This is a genomic window from Ktedonospora formicarum, assembly GCF_016587355.1.
Classification (GTDB): domain Bacteria; phylum Chloroflexota; class Ktedonobacteria; order Ktedonobacterales; family Ktedonobacteraceae; genus Ktedonobacter; species Ktedonobacter formicarum.
This window is the reverse complement of sequence record NZ_BNJF01000001.1, coordinates 4,312,060-4,331,241: the sequence shown is the minus strand read 5'-3', so window position 1 is coordinate 4,331,241 and position 19,182 is coordinate 4,312,060. Positions and strand designations below refer to the sequence as shown.

Below are 19,182 nucleotides of genomic sequence, written 5' to 3'. Positions count from 1 at the left end.
ACAAGAGTCGAACAAAGAAAGGATCCAATTTGGCAGGCGAGATACATACGCATCCATCTGAAAACTCAAACTGGCGGAGACACAAGAATGCCTGCCCATATTACCGGGAGCGTTGGTTTCCCTGCAATGACGTGGCAGGAGAGCCAATGTATCAGGTCTTCTGTCTAAAGGGCACCCCTCCAGAGACATTAGAAGAGCAGGAAAAATGTTTCCGCAGCAAGACACGCTGTTGGCGTCTCTCTACGCGTAAGCATACGCCTCCCGCCCCAGGCGAGGCCGCGCGTGGAACTGAAGACGAGCCTATCAAGGTTGGGAGAAGTAGCAAGAGCCGGGCCAGTTAAACAGTATTACGAAAATACCTTTGCATGGTAGCGCGGTATTGGTCTAAACGGTCAAAATCCCCAGCCTGCTGGCACTCTTCGATGTATTCCTTTGCCTCCTGAGCCCAGTCCTCTTGGATATGTTGGAGGTATGCCAGAGTGGCAGAAACCCCAGCGCCAACCAGGAGTTGTATATCAAATCCACACATGGTATCAAAGTTCGTTATCTTGGCTTCCCATAATAAGCGGACATCATCCAATCTCGCCAGCAACGAGAGCAAGAAGCCACAGAGACGAAGACTGTCACTCATCCCAGCAAACTGCTCATGATATATGATCTCCTGCTCCAGAATAAAGCGCACCAAGATACGATCTGCTGGCGTGAGCGTTTCATGCAGCGCCTCAAGGACCGACAGGCGAAAGGGCGCGTTCTGATCCTCAAGTTCTTCAGAGCTAACCGCTTTATACACAATCCATTGGAGAAGGTGAGGCGGGGGCAAATCCGGCTGTACGTTCCGAGCCTCGCGCATAAAAATATTCGTGTCCATTCGCCCTCCTAGTCTATCATCTTAAAAATAAAAGAGAGGTAGTATATCACATTTTGATACACTACCCCTCTTTGTCATCCTATTTGCAAGGATTATTCACGCTCGCTAGAGTTGTACAGATATCCCTCAAGGGCGTCGCTATAGGTGAAGAGTTCCTCTGGTTTGAAGAAACGGGGCACTTCTACCTGCGCGGTCTCCAGAGAATCAGAGCAGTGAATCAGGTTCGCCTGTACGCTCATGGCGAACTCGCCGCGAATGGTGCCAGGGGCCGCCTCGCGGGCCTTGGTGATGCCGCAGATAGCGCGCACTGTGTTGACGCTATCGATGCCCTCGAGACAGAGTGCGACAACCGGGGTCAGTTGCATAAAGGATTTGACTTCGGGGAAGAAAGGACGACCAACGAGGTGGCTATAATGCTCATTGAGCAACTCGTCGGAGAGGCGCATCATCTTCAGACCAGCAATCTTCAGACCTTTACGTTCGAGGCGGGCAAGTATTTCACCGACCAGATCGCGCTGGACCGCGTCGGGTTTTAGCAGGACAAGGGTTCGCTCCATGATGTAACAGTAACTCCTTTAAGTAAGTTGGGTGATATTCTAGCCTTTGTGGAAAGACCAGGCAAGGCGTGGAAGAGGATTCTTCCCCTCAGATGCCTTTCCCGATCCAGATAGTCCTACCATGGATCGGGAAAGGCATCTGAGAAATGTCTCATATCTCTCCTCATCGGCGAGTCCCCCTATAAGTAAAGAGGGGATAATAAATTTTATTAATGGCCTGGTGCGACAAGCACTTTAATACCTATCGCACCAGTCCATGATTCGATGCAATTAATAGCTGCCAACCAACTCGCCGAGTTGTTGGCAGGCTTTCTTCATTTCAACGCGTACGCGTCCCATATTGCCTTTGCCGGTCGTGGTGACGACAAGGATCAGGTCTCCCGCCGCCTCCATTTGAATGGACCCCTTTTGTGTTTCAATGACGACGTGGCTGGTTTCGCCGTTACTGATCTGCTCGGTGAAACTGGTAATCGAGCCAAAGGCTGCAGCCGACATTGCTCCTACGACCTCTTCGTCCTCGCTATGTAGCATGCCCGCGACGATCAGGCCATCTTTACCAACAAGAATGGCGTCATACACCTCGTTCAGCTCGGTTAAGCGTTGCAGAATGGTTTCCACGCTTTTAGACTCCTTCTACTGTATCAGGATTTGGCCTTTTTTGCCATAGTCAGGGCCTTATTATAGGCTTCCATTGCCTGCAAGTACTCTCCCTGGCGCATGTAGGCATCGCCAAGCACGCGATAGCCAGCTGAGTACTTAGGTGCCAGTTTGAGCAGAGCGCGCAGATTGCTCACAACTTCGCTTAGCAGGTCTGGTGAGGTCCGAATCAGAATACGATACTCCTGCATGGCATCGTCATAGTCGCCAACCAACTGATGCTGATAACCTTTGAGCAAGCGATCCTGCGCACTCGAATTCCCCTCGTTGGTGGCTGGCTGACGCTCCATTGAGCGATTGCGGGCCGTGGGCGGCTCCTTCATATTATTACGCTGTACAGGTTGAAGGCGAATCGCCGGGCGCTTCATCGTTGTTTCCAGATTATCCTCAAGGAAGGGATTCGGCCGAGCGGCGGGTGGCGGAGCCTTATGAGTCAACTCAACATCTGCCACAGGCTGCTCGACTGGCAGAAATGGCTGCGCTGGCTGTGTCTGAGGTGGCCTCTGCTCTATATCAGGCTGCATGGGCGTAGGTCCAGCACTCAATGCAGCCACCCATGACGGCTGCTCTGGTTGTGCCTGAGGAGGCGCCGGGGGGTCAGCCATGATGGCTGCTCCGGTTGCACCTGAGGAGACGCCGGGGGCGTTAACCACGACGGCTGCTCCGGTTGCACCTGAGGAGATGCCGGGGGGGTTAACCACGACGGCTGCTCCTGCTGCTCCTGAGGAGATACTGGGGGGCCAGCCATGATGGCTGCTCCGGTTGTGCTAAAGGTCCGGATGCCGGAGCTGCGCCTAGCATAGATGCCCATTCTGGCTGCTCTGGTTGAACAGGAGAAACAGGCACCTGAGGTGGAACTACAGGCTCCTCAGACTGAGGCTGACTATTCATGCCAGTTAAGGCTGCCAGGGCAGAAGAGAGCGATGACTCTTGTGATTCTTTCTGTGAGCGCCAATCCTGAAGCTCCTGCAAGAAATCAGGCTCTGAGAAGGGTGACGGGGGAACACTCTCCTGCGGGAAATGCGGCTCCTGTTGCGATACTGGGAACTCCTGGCCCGGTTCCTCACCCCCCCCCTGACCCTGTACCAGAGAGGAGAGACTATTAGGCTCTAACGGTACAAAGCCTTGTGAGTAGAGGCTCTTCTCCAAATCCTCCAGTGAGGCAACAACCGAATGCTCAGACGGCTGCTCTTGGTCAGGCAAGGTTGGCTCAGGTGCGGGTGGCTCAGGCATAGGTTGAGCAGAAGCATTGTGCGAAAGTTGGTCAAGCCAGGAAGGGGCTGCCTGATCCTGCGCTCCACCAGAAGGGGTAAGTAGCTGATTGGCCCACTCAGGCATCCCATTTGAATCTCCAGGCTGGCTGGAGAGATTCCCTGGAAAAGCCCAGGGATCAGATGGATCAGAGAAGGGCACATCAGGTTGCGACGGCTCAGGCTGCGCGAAGAGGTCGCTAGGCGCAGGGGTAGGCTGCGTGAAAAGGTCACTAGGTGCAGGTCCAGGCTGAATAACTGGCTCCTGGGACACAGGCGCTTCTATTTCAGGTTCTTTAGGCTTGGGTGGCTCAACTGGAGTTGGTTGTGGGCGAGCAGGAATAGCTGGCATTTCACGACTCAATTCCATACTCGCGGCCCCAATGGACTTCAGCCAGGCTGGACCAAATGAATCATCGTCTTCATCGTTATCAGGCGCAAGGGTCGATGGTGGTGGCACTGGCGCGTCTGTGGGCTTTGTTTGTTCTTCCGGCACAACCGGCTCGGCGGAAGGTTGCTCCAATTTCTCCATCTCTGCTGAGACTTGAGGATCAGCGAGCGCAGGAGCATCAGAAACATCTTGGGGCGCAACTCCCATACCGCTCATCTGCTGACGATCATCTTGTGAGAGCATTCCAAGCCAGGGCGGAGGCGCGGACGGCCCACTACCATCAGCAGGAGGCGCGCTCCACAGGCCACTCGTAGGATTACCTGGGCTGCTAGGCGGTGGCATAAATGCAAATGGATTCTCAGAAATAGCAGGGGAAGAAGTACCAGGCTGCTCGTTCAAGGCAGACAGTTTCTGACGGTCTTCTTGTGACAACTCTGAATGAATCCAGGGTGTGACATTGGGGTCATGCTCGCCAGCTTTGACGTCGGGAGAAAGGTGCTTACGCGCCTCAGTTAGCATTGCATTCAGATCAGGCTGACCAGGCTTGCTTGACTCAGCCGACGCCGGTAGATCGGAGCCAGGCCACTCCCAGGTAGAAGAAGCTCCAGCTTTTAGCTCCTGAGAAGGTGTAGAGCCAGGCTGCGACGGTGCGGATTCCTGCGTTGATTGGTGGGGTGCCTCAGCATCAAATTGAAGCCCCGGCCAGCTTGGACGGCTTGACGATGTGGGCTGCTGAGGAACATCCAGTCCCGGCCAACTTGGATGACTGGGCGAGGAAGACGACTGCTGAGGAGCATCGAGACCCGGCCAACTCGGAGAAGAATTACCCTGCGGCTCTTGAGAAGTCTGAATTCCCGGCCAACTTGGATGACTGGGCGAGGAAGACGACTGCTGAGGCACATCCAGTCCTGGCCAACTTGGATGACTGGGTGAAGACGATTGACGAGCCATTTGCCCAAGCGCTGACTCTTCTTGCCCAGGAAGGGTGAGAGTTACAGGGGCACGCTTGAGCAGCGAGAGGAAGGGTTCGTTGGCATTCGACTGGCTAGAAAGCAGATCGGCAAAAAGTTCCTGAGCTAACTGCAAGTCAGGGTCCATAGCCTCAGCTCGCTTGAGCAAATCCTGGGACTGGCGCAGATCACGCGAGGATGTAATATAAGCCAGCAGGAGCAAAGCCTTCAAACAACTAGGCACATCTAGCAAAACCTGGCGCGCCAGTTGCTCAGCACGCTCATACAAGCCATCGCGCCAGAGGGTTTCAAGGAGTCCGATGCGTGCATCCAGGCGATCAGGGGTAATAGCCAGGACGGCCTCCCATTCCTGTATGGATTGTGTAAACAGGTCACCACGCATATACAGGCGTGCGAGACCCGCGCGTGAGAACATAAAGCCCTGCTGCCCCGCCCTGGAACTCAACTTGTTGAACTCCTCGCGTATCTGGCTATTGCCGCGACTGAGCTCATAGGCTTGCTGATAGCAGTCGAGAGCCGTATCAAAGTCCGATAGATTCTCACTCACCAACGCGCGATCACAATAGACAAGGACATTTTCAGGATCATTCGTCAGCACCCAGTCAAAAGACTGCTGCGCCTCATCCAGCTTTCCCTGCGCAAGGTAGACCTCGCCGAGCAGGCGTTGCGCTTCCAGAGATTCGACATACTGGGCCAAGACATTCTGGCAGCGCGCCAGCGCATCATCGAGATTCCCCTTGCTAATCGCGTCCTCGGTCTGTTGCAGATACTCGCGAAGCGTCGTTGGGGGATTTGTTGGTAGCTTAGTTTGTGCCATAAAACAAGGTCTCCTCTTCCCGCAGCATTACACACCTGTAAGCGACTTCTCAAACTCACCTGCTCGCTGTACATCATCTGGCCCAATGATAGCCAGTCGACGCCACTGAGGAGCAAAGTGCGACTGCGCGACACGTAGAATGTCATGGGCTGTCACAGCTTGAATGCGAGCCACAATCTCATCGATATCGAGCAGACGCTCCTGTGCACATTCCTGGCTCCCCAGCCAGGAAGCGACCTGTTGCGTCCCCTCAAGTCCAAGTGAGAAACCACCACACACATAGGTCTTAATACGTTCCAACTCATCTACGGGAACCAGTTCTGCGCGCAAGCGCTCAAGTTCGTCAAGCGTGGCGCGAATGGCGTCGTGCGCCCGCGAAGGATCAACACCCGCGCTCACCACCAGACTACCAGTTTCCTGATAGCAGTTTAAATAACTACCAATATCATAGGCCAGGCCCTGCTCTTCACGAATGGATTGGAAGAGACGCGAGCTCATGCCATCGCCAAGCAACGCATTGACAAGCAAAAATGTAAAGTAATCAGGAGAATGGTAGGAGGTCCCGAGTGTTGTCAAACAAAGATTTGTCTGCTCGGTATCCTTCTGCACCATACGTACTCGCGGAGCATTAATGGGAGGAAATGAGGATTGCCAATGAGGTATCTCACCTGGCTCCCAATCCCCAAAGAGTTCCTCCGCACCCTCTTGGACTCGCCGCGTCTCGATATTCCCAGCCACACTAATCACCAACGAGTTAGGTCGATAGAAAGTATGCAGGTAGTCCAGCATCTTCTGACGAGTCATCCGAGAGACCGTTTCAATTGTGCCAGCATCATCGCGCCCCAGGGGAAGCGAGGGCCACATTGCCTCATCGGCAAGCAGATTCACCCACTCCTGCGGATCATCCTGAGTCGCGCTAATTTCTTCAATAATGACGTTGCGTTCCTTCTCGACCTCTTTAGGATCAAAGAGGGAGCGGCGCAACATATCGGCGAAGACCTCCATTACATTGAAGAGTTGATCGGCTGGAACTCGCGCCGTATAGTTCGTCAACTCTTTCCCCGTACTACCATTGAAGACACCACCCACCCCTTCAATCGCCTCAGAAATAGCCCGAGCCGTGGGGTAGCGGCGCGATCCCTTGAAAAGCATATGCTCAATAAAGTGAGAGACGCCTGCAATGCTACTATCTTCATTGCGCGAGCCGACAGTGAAAAAGAAGGCGATACTGGCGGATCGCATGCCCGGCATAGAGGTAGTGAGTAGACGTAATCCGTTCGGCAGCGTAGTTCGCTCGTAGTTCATGCAACGTTTGGGGCGCTTCGCCTCTTTAGGCAGGGAGAGCGCCGGTTCTCCTTACTCCTTATACGAAAACCTGAGCGCTAGCGCTAGCCGCCGGTTAGGCAGCGTTGGTTTTCGCATAAGATCTTATTACTTCCAGATCAAATACACACCAATACAACTATTAACTTCTAAATACCAACATCCCAAACAACCCGCTTTCAGCATACAAAGATGGATGCATACTGCCGTATTATAGACGGTTTAACACGCTACCGCAACCAAATAGAAACGGGAAATAGCCAATTTTGGTAGTTGGCGAGCAATAGAAATATGGGGCGAACCGCGAGCGGCATCGTCCCACACAAGAAGCGTTATATTCCAAAAGCTTTCTCTTTAGAAAAGGCCAATATCATCTAAGAATTCAAGCGGTCCGCCATCGTCGTCGTCACGGTGACGATGATGATGCCCGCCATCACGCAAGTTGTCCAACAACATTTCGCCACCAATGACCGCTGCCGCACCACCAAGCGCACCAAGAGCATATTTGCCACCATCCCCCTGTAAGAAGCCTCCCTGTTGTTGTGGTTGACCCGGATACATGGCATTCATCGGCATCGGCACGACACCTACCAGACTGGTACGACAGCTACGGCAGTTGGTCGTACCCACAGGTGCCATCGCCATACACGTTGGGCAACGCAGGGCCATCTGCCCCTGTCCCAACATCGGATCAGGCTGATAGCCACCACCAAACCCCTGCTGCCCATAGGGTTGCGGGTACTGTGATGGTTGCTGATATGGCTGGGAAGCCGGGTACGCGGTTTGGGGCTGAGATGGATACTGCGCATACTGACCCGAGGCGGATGCAGATGTGCTTGCTTGCACTTGATAGCCGCAATTTGTACAGAAGGCGCTAGACAAGGGCAGTTCAGCATGACAACTGGGGCACCCACGAGTCGCAGGCGGCGGCGGTGGCGTTGCGCCTCGTAGAGATTGGCCACAACTTCCACAGAAGGCGACACCAGGGCGCACCTCACTCTGGCAATGTGGACAGCGATGCACGGTGCGGGCCGCTTGAACAGAGGTGCCGCACTCAGGACAAAACTTTTTTCCGGTGACATCGGCACCACAAGATACACAGGTCATAAAAAGTGTTCTCCTTGAAAGCGCTTCGGGTTTCTTGCACTACCTATCGGCAGTGTAGCATAGTTTAAAGCTCACGTCGAGCATAACGGCTCAGCTAGAGGACTCCTGCCAATTCACCTCTTCTCTCACTATCTATACGCTTTAAGAACGTGTTTGTTGCCTATCAATCAAATCTTTTCTCCGTATTTAAGCAGCCATTCGCCAGATCCATCCCATAAACTCCATTAGAGACTTCACCCAGGCTACATATTTCATTTTAAGCATAAATATGAGCAAATCATGCTTGGAAAAACTTCTACCTCCTCTATGTGATAAGCAAAGGCCATATTAAACTCTCATAGAGGGCATGAGTGTTGTACAGTAGACTTGTGATTCTATAGAGCCTGGCCAGCCTGAGTCACAAGCATGCATGCACTTGATTATGAAGTACAAAAGCGTTACGACTAGCGAAACATGGAAGGAATATATATGCCCAAAGCAGGATTACATGATGGAAGCACTATTGAAATTGAAGTCCACGGTCAGGGGCCAACACTATTACTGCCTGTCAATCCGCACCCGGTCGAAGGAGAACTGGCAGAGCAAATGCGTGCGTATGGTACCGATCCAGCATTGGGGCAATCTCTCATCAAAGGTTTGAGCGATACGTTCCGTGTGGTCGCCTTCGACTATGAGGGACATGTCCAAAGTATCCCAAAACCCGAGACACTGACGCCAGCAAACGTCGCTAGCGATCTCCTTGCCATAGCCGATACGGTAGGAGCAGACCAATTTGCTTATTATGGGTATTCCTGGCTCGCGGTGATCGGGCTCCAACTCGCTATCCGCACAGAACGCCTATCTGCGCTTATCATGGGCGGTTACCCCCCACTTCATGGACCATACAAGGAAATGCTCAGCGTTACCACGATAGCCTACGAACTGGCTAGCGGCACACGGGTCTTACAAACAGATGATGGTTGGACAACTGGCACGCTCTCAGTGGATCAGACGCACCAATTCATGACGCTTTATCAGGCACTCAAGACCTTTGATGACCGGGCCGCACAGGCTCAAATTACCTGCCCTCGGCTCTGCTTCGTGGGTTCAGCAGACAAGATACAATATGATTCTAATTGGGATAATGTGTGTGTAGACATAGCGGGACCCGTAGTACGTAGTCAGACTGAACTAGAAGGGATTGGCTGGGATGTACGTGTGCTCGATAGGCTCGATCATACTCAGGCTATGCAGGCCAAACAGGTGATACCGATCCTATTGTCATGGTGGGCGACCAGGGTTTCGGCATAAATAAAATGGGAGCAAGTAGCGTTCATAGCTACTTGCTCCGCTGTTTATCTTACGAGGTACCCTACTCAGCGAGCAGGTCGAGGGCACGCTCCTCAATGGTCTTCGCGGTAGGATAGAAGGCGACCTCTTCTGGCGCGTTATACGGCGCAGCTGGACCAGGAACCGCACTGATAAAAGTAGGAGTGGTATCCAGGTCATAGAAGCAATTCTGCACGATCCAGCTATGCACATGGCGTCCATAGCTTGTAAAATCGGCCTCTTCGGTTACGACGATGACACGGTTCGTTTCCTTGACCACAGCAGCCACTGTCTCTTCATCGAAAGGCATCAGAGTGCGCAGGTCCACGACCTCAATCGCTCCGCCTTCTTGCTTGACAATATTGGCGGCAGCGGTACACGCTTCAAGAACCATCGAGCCCCAGGCTATGATGGAGAGACTGGCACGACCTTCACCGATATGGATCCGGCGTGCCTTCCCAATAGGCTGAGTATAGTAGCCCTCAGGAACATTCCAGTACTCGCCCATCTCCGGAATAATAGTCCCCTCGGCATCCTTGGGCGGCTCGGAACGATAGAGGCGACCACGCTCAAGGAAGACAACCGGCGACTTCGAACGAGCGGCCTCTAGTAGCAGTCCCTTGGCATCAAAAGGCGTCGCGGGACAAATGGTAATCATACCAGGGATGTTCGTAAACCACTGTTCACCTGCATTGGAGTGCCCATACGCGCCACCGCCAGCAGTGCTGCTTGAGATAGGGCCACCGCCTCCACTTCCCGATTTTGTACGGATGATCAGTGGCACATTCCAGTCACCAAAGCTTTGATACGCCACGCGAGCCGCCAGACGAATGGTCTGCGTCGCCGACTGATGATAGTCAACAAACTGGATCTCAGCACAACGTGCCTTGCCATCCAGCATACTCGCTCCCGCCGCAATACCTACAATTAGCTGCTCATTGAGGGGGCTGCTAACGGCACGATCTGGATACTTCTGTACCAGACTCGCGGTTGCACCAAAGACCCCGCCCTTGGGGCTCCCCACATCTTGCCCATAGACAAAGAAATGAGGATCACGGTCCGCCAGTTCAAGCAGAGCCTCATTTACAGCCCCAAGCATCGTGAGAGGACGCTTGGAACTACGGGGAATGTTCTCGCGCCACTCAGGCACAGAGATAACATGCTGAAGCACACGGCTCCCCTCTGGCTCTGGCTCCTCTAAGACCTCACGCTCATAACGCTCTAACTGCGCGCGAATCTCCTTGCGAATACGCTCAGGATCATTCTCACGCAAATGACCATTCTCAACCAGCCAGCGTCCAAAATTTTTCACCGGGTCGCGAGTCGCTGCCGTGAGCGCGATCTCCTCTTTTTTGCGGTATGACTTGATATCCGTACTGCTTGAATGCGGATCAAGTAAGCCAAGATGCAGGTGCATCAGTACAGGGCCATTACCAGAGCGGACATGCTCAGCCAGCCTTTGGCTCGCCTCATATGTCGCCATGACATCTGTACCATCTACCTCTTCGGCATGAACGCCCGCGCCCCGTGCCCATTCAACAAGCGAGCCTCCCCACTGCACAACAGAAGGGGTAGTAATCGCCCAGTTGTTATCCTCGACGATCATAAACACAGGCAACTGATGGACGCTCGACTGGCGTAACAAGACACTAAAATCATTGGTGGCCGAGCCGCCATCACCCGTTGAGCACATTACCAGTTCATTGCTGCCATGTCGCTTCAGGGAGAACCCAAAGCCGCCAGAGAATGGTGCCAGGGCCGCAACTTCGCTGAAACCAGGAAGAATACGATGGCGCTGACTACAATAGTGCGAAGGCATATTGCGACCCGAGCCCATTGGGCCAGTCACACGCGAATATGCCTCGCGTAGTGGACCCATGGCATCGCCGGTTCGCTGCAACCAGGCGCCCAGGTCTCGGTAATAGAGAGCAAGCCAGTCACTCTCGCGCAGCGCGGCTACCACCGCGGCCATACTTTCATGCCCAGCACAACCAATATAAAAAGGGAAACGGCCTTGTGTCTTGCGTGTCTTCAACAGGTCGTTAGTTACTCGTGCGGTAACCATGGTGCGGTAAAGCGCAATGACATCCAGCGGCTGTGCTAGAGTATCAGCTCCCGTAGCTTCAATGTTCACTGTCATATGCTGTCGCCTCCGTAAGTTTGCACCGACGTGATGGGCATCGCTCCAACTCCTACAAACATATTTGCTCCAATCCCCATTATACCAAGAACCCGGGAGGGGACACCCCAAAGCCAACCATATACACCCATCTTGTCCGCCGCAGAGGCTTGCGCCCCATTCTAACGCCTGACCCAGGCTTCACGGACAATCAACAGGTGGCTATCCCCTTCGACATAGAAGGGATATCAGGCGCGAAAGTGGCGCATCATTGCGGCTCCCTCCGCCTCTATGTGTTCACGTGTAAATATAGGTGAGGAGACATTGCGCCTCCTCACACACCAATGCCAATTAATTACACACGTATGATACCATATCGACGTTATAGATGCTGCTCATAGGCTGATTGTCTCCCATAACACCACCAAATTATGCTTGTCCTTCTTCGGGATTGGGCTTTCATATGGAGGCGCTAGGCTTTATTTTCCTCCACACCCTTCGCGGATGGTCTTAGGAGCGTGAAAGGCCCTGGTCCTGAGAAGAAGTTGTGAGTTGATCTCGAATCAGGGCACGTTCCTTGTTCAATAGAGCATCAGAAATACGCTGGCGATGTTTGGGAAGGGTATTGGAAGGAAGTGCATCGGGAGAGAAGAAACGGCATTCACGTGACTCCGCAGTCGAGGTGAGCTGACCACCAGTGATACGACACAGGAAGGAGAGTACGATTTCCTGCTTCTGTGGCTTGGAATAGACGCCAACGAGTCGCTCAACCTCGACCTGGAGACCAGTCTCCTCAAGCACCTCGCGACGCACAGTCACTTCAAGCGTCTCACCAAGCTCCATCCCCCACCGGGCAGATTCCACCAATCAATATCACTGCGATGCGCAAGCAAAATCTCTCCCTCACGAAAAATCAGAGCGGAGACTCCTACACGAAACTGCGTCAGGTTTGTCATTGTATTATAAGAACTATCCACCATAAAGATCCTCGCCACCTTCGATGGCTCTTTTTAGAGAAGGATTGTTGTCATAGAGTTGTTCAGCATCTTTATCCAGATGAGGTACCATAGACGCTGCTAACTCATATAAAATGGCTATAAGTAATCTCTATATTATACCAGACGATAGAGCCTGGCGGCATTGTCATGTAAAACTAGGCGCGCGAGTTGCTGAGCCTGCGTTTCATCCAGCTCATCAACATCGATCATCTCCTGCAAAACCTGGGCGATAATGGCACGTCCCCGGTGCGCCCCAACCCACAACATTTCCGGCACGTTGATACCATCAGAGCTATACGTCAGCTTGCTTGCGGGCGCGATACTGAACGCCTGGCGCGTAAAGGCCAGCATCTCTAGCTTCTCTACAAAGGGGATAGTATACGAGAGGTCAAAATAGACATTAGGATAAATCGCCGCCAGGTAGGCCCCAAGCTGTGAGTAGGGATAGCTTTCATGCAATAGAACGATGGGCATTCGCTGATAATCACCACGCTCCAAAATCGCTCGCAGGTGGAGGGGATTCCCCAGACGCATATCGGTATCGCCATCGCCATAGCCCGTGTGAAACTGAATAGGTAATTCTAGTTCTGCGGCCTGCTCAAAGGCAACATGTAGGAGGTAATCGAGTAGGGGCTTCTGCGTGACTCTCACCTCGCCATTACGCACTGCCAGAGCGCGAGCCTCTGCGAAGGCCGCTACGGCCTGATCCTTGCTCCATGTTCCGATCTCCAGACCTGTACGATATGCTACGACGCTCTTGAGGCCACAATGCCCCTGCTCACGCGTCCTCCGTACTGTCTCGCGATAACGCGAGACGACCTCGTCGAAATCAGCATGTGCCTGAATAAGCTCTTGCATCAGCACTTCCAGGCGCAAAAGCGTCGCGACACGCGCCCCACTCACTCGCGCGATCTGCTCAGGACTATAGCAAGTCGCGGGCGGTGGATAAGCAAAGTCAAGTACCAGGGCTTCAAAGCGCGCATCCCGCAGGAGCCGCCGCGCCAGTTCGTCACCTTCGAGCCGCGAGCGAGCCGCGATCACCTCGGCCTCAACCGGCGCGCATCCATAAAAAGCTGCGGCCTGCCGCAAGAACCAGAGGTAATAGACTGTATGTGACAGGTGCTCCCGCGCGAAGCTAGGGTGTGTGGCCTCGCTAAAGTAACCGCGAAAGCGTTCCGCGTCCATGCGCTGTTGCAACAAGAAGGGATGGCAATGATTATCGATGATAGGGATCGAGCTCAAGTCAAGCATAGCATGCCTCTTTTTTCCCGAAATTCACAAGCCAGCAGTTCTATGATTTGCATCAAGAATAGCATGTCCCCCTCATAGTCGCAAGCACCTATGTATTGCTTCCAAGATTGCTCACAATTTGACTAAAATTATTTTGCATGCTAAATGCACCTTGGCATTTAATGGCACATTTCCATTCGTTCGTCCTTACTCTTTATCAAACAAATTCCATTATTCATTATCAGATCCAACAAGCACCGCATATAAATTAAATTCTTTATTATATCTAATTGCATTTATTATCAATATTAAATAAATACTGGATTATTAATTTGTTTTGGAGTAGAATAGCTATGTTTTTCATCAGGAAGCTACATTGCAAATCCAATCGCAGCCATAGGCGCGGGGATTGTCCTTATAGGCAAGAGGTTTCCAACCTCATATCCGCAACCGTTCAGGAGAGCAAGCTTATCAAATCGCGAGGGGTCGCCTGATGTGTTTCGATGCATCAGGTGAGCCTTTGGAATTGAACTTACTCCCTTACGAAGGATATGTAATGTGCGATCAGTGTCGTAACAACGCTCACACTGGCTGCTCGAACTCTCAGATGTCAGCTACCCAAACGCCAGTGGTGGACGACAAGGGGACCGTCTACAAAATCGAAGCCGTCACCACAATCAAGTGCTGTGACGGATCGGTGACGATCTCTGAGGTTCACAGCACCATATAGAGCACGACATGCACAAGCGAATCTGGCAGGCTGCCTCTTCGGAGGCAGCCTGCCAGATTCATATTTTATCCAAATGCCTCTTCGGAGGCAGCCTGCCAGATTCATATTTTATCCAAATGCCTCTTCCTCCCGTCGAGCGCTTCTGTTATACTTCCCACATCACCAATACATTACGAGAGGGTACACTGAACTTGAACAGTCCCAATTAACCTTCTACTTCCAAGCAACACCTTCCCACCTGGAACCCCACTTCTCCACGGTTCCAGCAGACCCGCGCGCCCCCTTTCCAGTTAGTACTCACTCCATTTAACCGCTCTCTCTAACTAATCGGAAAGGATACTTTCATGTCCGAGCTATCGTCAACTCCACAAACCCACATCCAACACCCCAAATTCGTCAGCGCGGCCCTGCTAGGTGTGCCACTTTTAGATGAAGCTACCACCGGGCTTAATGCCCTGGGTATTCCCCTCATACACGAACAGCTTGGCCTCTCGCCCGCTCAGGTCCTCTGGCTTTTCGGTCTGAGCACACTCACCAGTATGCTGCTTGAGCCTCTGATTGCTTTGCTCAGCGACTTCGGCTCCAAGCGTGTCTGGATTCTAACCAGTATGCTATTTCTGGTTCTAGGCTACATCCTGCTTGGTGCAGCTCATGATTTCTGGCTGGCTCTGATCGCTCTCTGTCTCATGGGTATTGTTGGCAAGATGGCAATAGGGCTCTCACAGGCCGCGCTGATCGATCTCTCACCCACGGAGAGTACACGCGCGATGACACGCTGGACACTGCTGGCGGGCATAGGTGATCTGCTTGTGCCTCTACTGGTCCCGGCAATCATTGGGCTCTTCTTCGGCTGGATGGCTCTCTGCTGGGGCGCAGCCCTCTGCTGGCTTCTGCTCTGGCTTATCCTCTGTACTCAGCGCTTCGGCACGCGAGGCACCACAGACCCCAAACCCAAGTCCAGGGCAAATGCGCTTACAAATAATCTGCGAGCTGCCTTGAGCGATCCCGTGATGATCCGCTGGACAGTGCTCTCGCTGATCCCCTCAATGGTCGATGAAGTCTTTCAAAGCGTCATCACCCTCTACCTCCACGATAGCATACACGTCAGCAACTTGACACTCAGTCTTCTCCTTGGTGGAGCAACAGCCTGCTCCCCGCTAGCCCTCTTCATATTGGATCGCTGGCACCTGGAACGCCGCGTAGCCCCCTCACGACTCCTGCGCTGGCTCGCCATTCTCGTTATGTTTGGCTTCATCCTTCTGCTGACACAACAAACGCTCTGGCTAGTAGGTCTCGCGCTCACGCTAATCAACCTGGGAGCGGCAGGCTGGTATCCCATCGCCAAAGGGCAGGCATACGCGCGCTTTCCGGGCCGCTCTGGCACAGTACGCGCGATCACTAGCCTGGGTGGTCCGTTGGAGATGGCACTTCCAAATATCGTGGGCGTATGCATCAGCCTGGGTGGCATCATCGCTGGCATCGGCATACTAGGTCTCGCTCCCTGCTTTGTGTTACTCTTAACACTAAGAGACCGGAAATTGAACACTCACCAGGAATGAATTAATACATAAGTGGGCGCGACGATTTAGCGAGCGCTATCGCCACTGTCAACATGCAAGGCAGGTACGTAATATGCTGGTCGCTTATGGACCCGAAGACCAAACAGTGATCGCGAGCGAGACAAGCCTGGAACAACTTCAGATCTGGTCACGCTCACATAAATTACACTGCCCCAATTGTCGGGGAGAGGTCCATCTGCGCGGAGGTGGTACTCGCCGCCTCCAACCACACTTCGCGCACCAGCGTGGCGAGTGCGCATGGAGTACTGAAGGTGAGTCCGTTCAGCATATGCGCGGCAAAGCAATGCTCGCACGCTGGCTTCAGACGCTCTTTCCCACGGCTACGGTGACCCTTGAAGTGCGGCTACCAGAGCCAAATCGCATCGCCGACGTCTTCATGCGCCACGCGAACGGCATGGAGCATGCCGTGGAATATCAGTGCGCACCCCTGGAAATCAATGAATGGCGGCACCGCCACGACGCCTACCGCGCCGCTGACATTGTCGACACCTGGATCATTGGGAGTAATCGACGCGAGAAACAAGAAGCTTTCATTGAGGCCATCCTACAGACCTCACATGAAATCCTGTTCATTGATCCTCAGGTCACCCCACCACGCACCTGGCTGCGCTGGCGCCTCACTCGCGAGGAGGCGCGAGAGTGGCAGAACCGATCATTTCCGCGTGAACGCGCCATCACATCGCTGGAAGGCTGGGTCGGGCGCGGTCAATTCGGCGCGACTCTCATTGGCCCCCTCCACGATATTCGCCTCGACGAGCAAGGGCGGCTCCACCACCCTATCCGCGAGTCTATAGAAATACGTGGACGTACCCTGCGCCAGATGGAACAGTCCCACATGCCCGACCCAAACCTCCTCTCGGCCTATCTGCGCCCTCATATGGATGAGCAGGTCATGCGCACTATCGTCATGCCACTCCTGAATTCCTACCTGCTTGATCCTGACCTGCTCCATCGCTACAACTATGGGCGTGGTCTCCCAGATCACCCCCTCAGTGCCTCCGACCACCAACGTGTCGAGAAGGCACGCACCTGGCTCGCAAAACTGGCTCATAAAGGCTATTCGCCCGAAAGACTACAAGAAATCTCCCTGGCTCTTCCCTTCGTCGGTCCCTATGCAGCCTTCGCTCGCTATATGGAAACGCTGATCGAATTGGCCTCAGCCCACGAACATAGGCTGCACCACCACCCGCAAGATTGAAACTCGTTGCTTCCCTACCACGTTATCTTAGTAGTAGTTCAAGCACATATTCAACGCGAAATAGAGAGATGTTTATTGATTCGTCGGCGAAGGAAGGGATAAGCGTTTTATGAACAACTTCATCAAGGGACTGCTCTTCGGTGTAGGCATCGGCCTGCTAGTTGCCCCAATGAAAGGCGAAGAGATGCGCCGTCTGCTCAAGGAGCGCGCGACTGAACTACGTGGCTACCTGCCCGAGGATGAGCAGATGAATGTCTACAAACAGCAAATCAGCAACCGCGTTTCTCAAACGGCTGACAATCTGAAGGGCTACGCGCAACAAGCGTCCAGCACCTTGCAGCATACAGCCAGTAATCTGAAGAATATCGGTCAGAACGCTGCTTCTGATATGAGGAGCACCAGCGAGGACGTCATCGATACTTCAAAGGACACGCTGCACTCAGCCAGAAACAGCTTTGAGTCCAACCGGGACACAACCGGCTACTAATCCGAAACGCATTGCATACGAAGGGCCTGGCGTTCGTTCAGATGAACGCCAGGCCCTTCGCCCATCCACCCTCTCCCTATACTGGCGTTTTACTTTAGCGAAGCACCTCTCCCCTACATCCCCCTCTCCGCCTCTATCTTCACACGCTCAATTTGCAAGTTCATCGAAGCCAGGCGCGGCACAATATCGCCATAACCTCGTTCCAGGTACTCGATACCAGCGATATGCGATGTTCCACGCGCCACGGCAGCACCGATAATATATGCCAGACCCGCACGCAAATCAGGAATTGTCAGGCTCGCGGCTTTAAATGGGGTCGGGCCAAGGATAATCGCGCTGTGCTCATAATTCTTATCCCGAAAGCGACAGGCCGCCCCCCCCAGGCAATGAGTGGTCAATTGAGTATGCGCGCCCAGAACCGAAAGGTCCTTCAGGTATCCAAAACGATTTTCATATACCGTCTCATGCACAATCGATACCCCATGCGCCTGTGTCAGCAACATAGCGAACGGTTGCTGCCAGTCCGTAGAGAAACCTGGATAGACATCCGTCTCAATCACGGCTGGTCGTAATTCGCCATTGCGGAAGAAACGTATGCTGCCAACACTCTTGAGTTCAATACCGCCGCCAATCTGCTGATAGTACGAGAGGAAATTACCCAACGTCTCAGGTCGTACACCATGGACGGTCACATCGCCGTTGGACGCGCAAGCCAGGCAGGCCCAGGATGCCGCCTCAATCCTATCTCCTAGCACCTCCATATGCACGCCCTTCAGCCGACGAACACCTTCAATATGGAGATCGCGTCCAGGTGTGGTAAAGATAATCGCCCCCATCGCACGCAGCATGGTAATCAATTCCATGATCTCCGGCTCAATTGCCGCGTTTGAGATAACACTTCTCCCCTCAGCAAGCACGCCCAGGTATAAGCAGGTTTCGGTTGCACCTACGCTTGGATATGGTAGCTCGATTGCTGTCCCTTTAAGCGGCCTGACACGCCTCGCGACATACCCTTCATCCGTCTCATCTACCACACCCCCAAACTCTCGAATCGCCTCCAGATGGAAATCTATTGCCCGTGCTCCTATCTTACATCCTCCAACGACAGGCACAGCCACGCTCTCAAAATGATGCAATAACGCACTCAATAGCAGAATTGGGGCTCGATTGCTTCCAGAGTGAGGGACCGGAACAATAGAGGTACTCGTCGTCGTGGGATCAATACGTAAGCTCATGTTATCAATACGCTCAACCGTCGCCCCCACCGATGTCAATAGCTCGGCAGTAATATCAACATCGCCAATTGCTGGCACATTCGTGAGCAACGAAGGGCTCTCGCCCAGCAAAGCAGCAATCATGGCCTTGATTGCGAAATTCTTTGCACCCAGGCAGGCAATCTCACCCATAACCGGGTAGCCACCTTCAATCCGATAGGCATAGCTATTGTTCATGGATACACGCTCTCTCCCTTCACACTATTAGCATCAGTAACCTCTATTCCTTTCTCCCTACTACCAGATCCATTTCTAGTATAGAGATCAGCTAATGACGAGTGTAATTGTTGTGTCGCAACAACCATCAATACCTGTCA

Annotated in this window: 16 protein-coding genes; 5 read left to right on the top strand and 11 right to left on the bottom strand. The window is 53.2% G+C overall.

The genetic code is table 11. From position 1 onward, the window contains the following. Positions 1 to 29: 29 nt before the first annotated feature. Positions 30 to 341 carry a hypothetical protein gene (locus K3T82_RS18565; protein ID WP_220194929.1) on the top strand — a complete coding sequence of 104 codons (312 nt, stop codon included), beginning with the start codon at positions 30 to 32 and terminating at the stop codon, positions 339 to 341. Here the strand turns inward: K3T82_RS18565 and K3T82_RS18560 are convergent. The 7 genes from K3T82_RS18560 to K3T82_RS18530 all read right to left on the bottom strand — a co-directional run bounded on the left by K3T82_RS18560 (position 338) and on the right by K3T82_RS18530 (position 7,941). Beyond that, positions 338 to 868, bottom strand: a complete 531-nt coding sequence (locus tag K3T82_RS18560; RefSeq protein WP_220194928.1) for a hypothetical protein — start codon at positions 866 to 868, stop codon at positions 338 to 340. The genes K3T82_RS18565 and K3T82_RS18560 overlap by 4 nt on opposite strands. Before the next feature lie 92 nt (positions 869 to 960). Next, entirely contained in the window at positions 961 to 1,428 is a 468-nt protein-coding gene (ndk, locus tag K3T82_RS18555) for a nucleoside-diphosphate kinase (RefSeq protein ID WP_220195134.1), read from the bottom strand. Between the two features lie 267 nt (positions 1,429 to 1,695). Beyond that, positions 1,696 to 2,043: a roadblock/LC7 domain-containing protein gene (locus K3T82_RS18550; RefSeq protein ID WP_220194927.1), complete on the bottom strand. Its 348-nt coding sequence runs from the start codon at positions 2,041 to 2,043 to the stop codon at positions 1,696 to 1,698. A gap of 23 nt (positions 2,044 to 2,066) precedes the next feature. Then, positions 2,067 to 2,783, bottom strand: a complete 717-nt coding sequence (locus tag K3T82_RS18545) for a tetratricopeptide repeat protein (protein WP_220194926.1) — start codon at positions 2,781 to 2,783, stop codon at positions 2,067 to 2,069. Then, positions 2,776 to 5,511, bottom strand: coding sequence for a tetratricopeptide repeat protein (locus K3T82_RS18540; RefSeq protein WP_220194925.1), 2,736 nt, complete (start codon positions 5,509 to 5,511; stop codon positions 2,776 to 2,778). Before K3T82_RS18540 ends, K3T82_RS18545 begins: the two co-directional genes overlap by 8 nt. A 27-nt stretch (positions 5,512 to 5,538) precedes the next feature. After that, the gene (locus K3T82_RS18535; protein ID WP_220194924.1) at positions 5,539 to 6,816 is read right to left on the bottom strand and encodes a M16 family metallopeptidase; all 1,278 of its coding nucleotides are present in this window, start codon (positions 6,814 to 6,816) and stop codon (positions 5,539 to 5,541) included. Positions 6,817 to 7,188: 372 nt separating this feature from the next. Next, positions 7,189 to 7,941 (bottom strand): zinc ribbon domain-containing protein, encoded by a 753-nt coding sequence (locus K3T82_RS18530; protein ID WP_220194923.1) that lies wholly within the window; start codon positions 7,939 to 7,941, stop codon positions 7,189 to 7,191. 468 nt (positions 7,942 to 8,409) lie between these two features. On the opposite strand from K3T82_RS18530, the gene K3T82_RS18525 reads away from it, so the two are divergent. Beyond that, positions 8,410 to 9,231: an alpha/beta fold hydrolase gene (locus tag K3T82_RS18525; protein WP_220194922.1), complete on the top strand. Its 822-nt coding sequence runs from the start codon at positions 8,410 to 8,412 to the stop codon at positions 9,229 to 9,231. Between the two features lie 61 nt (positions 9,232 to 9,292). Here the strand turns inward: K3T82_RS18525 and K3T82_RS18520 are convergent, their stop codons facing one another. The 3 genes from K3T82_RS18520 to K3T82_RS18510 all read right to left on the bottom strand — a co-directional run bounded on the left by K3T82_RS18520 (position 9,293) and on the right by K3T82_RS18510 (position 13,617). After that, positions 9,293 to 11,389 carry an alpha-ketoacid dehydrogenase subunit alpha/beta gene (locus K3T82_RS18520; protein WP_220194921.1) on the bottom strand — a complete coding sequence of 699 codons (2,097 nt, stop codon included), beginning with the start codon at positions 11,387 to 11,389 and terminating at the stop codon, positions 9,293 to 9,295. 489 nt (positions 11,390 to 11,878) lie between these two features. After that, a complete protein-coding gene (locus tag K3T82_RS18515; protein ID WP_220194920.1) occupies positions 11,879 to 12,232 on the bottom strand; it encodes an NUDIX domain-containing protein in 354 nt (117 codons plus the stop codon). 248 nt (positions 12,233 to 12,480) lie between these two features. Next, positions 12,481 to 13,617, bottom strand: a complete 1,137-nt coding sequence (locus K3T82_RS18510; protein WP_220194919.1) for an amidohydrolase family protein — start codon at positions 13,615 to 13,617, stop codon at positions 12,481 to 12,483. A gap of 1,053 nt (positions 13,618 to 14,670) precedes the next feature. Between K3T82_RS18510 and K3T82_RS18505 the strand changes: the two genes are divergently transcribed. The 3 genes from K3T82_RS18505 to K3T82_RS18495 all read left to right on the top strand — a co-directional run bounded on the left by K3T82_RS18505 (position 14,671) and on the right by K3T82_RS18495 (position 17,591). Continuing rightward, positions 14,671 to 15,885 carry an MFS transporter gene (locus K3T82_RS18505; protein WP_220194918.1) on the top strand — a complete coding sequence of 405 codons (1,215 nt, stop codon included), beginning with the start codon at positions 14,671 to 14,673 and terminating at the stop codon, positions 15,883 to 15,885. Positions 15,886 to 15,958: 73 nt separating this feature from the next. Beyond that, a complete protein-coding gene (locus tag K3T82_RS18500; protein WP_220194917.1) occupies positions 15,959 to 17,104 on the top strand; it encodes a competence protein CoiA in 1,146 nt (381 codons plus the stop codon). Between the two features lie 109 nt (positions 17,105 to 17,213). Next, positions 17,214 to 17,591 carry a YtxH domain-containing protein gene (locus K3T82_RS18495; RefSeq protein WP_220194916.1) on the top strand — a complete coding sequence of 126 codons (378 nt, stop codon included), beginning with the start codon at positions 17,214 to 17,216 and terminating at the stop codon, positions 17,589 to 17,591. A gap of 113 nt (positions 17,592 to 17,704) precedes the next feature. On the opposite strand, the gene murA is transcribed toward K3T82_RS18495, so the two are convergent. Continuing rightward, complete coding sequence (gene murA / locus K3T82_RS18490; RefSeq protein WP_220194915.1) at positions 17,705 to 19,042, bottom strand: UDP-N-acetylglucosamine 1-carboxyvinyltransferase; 1,338 nt, start codon at positions 19,040 to 19,042, stop codon at positions 17,705 to 17,707. Positions 19,043 to 19,182 lie beyond the last annotated feature (140 nt).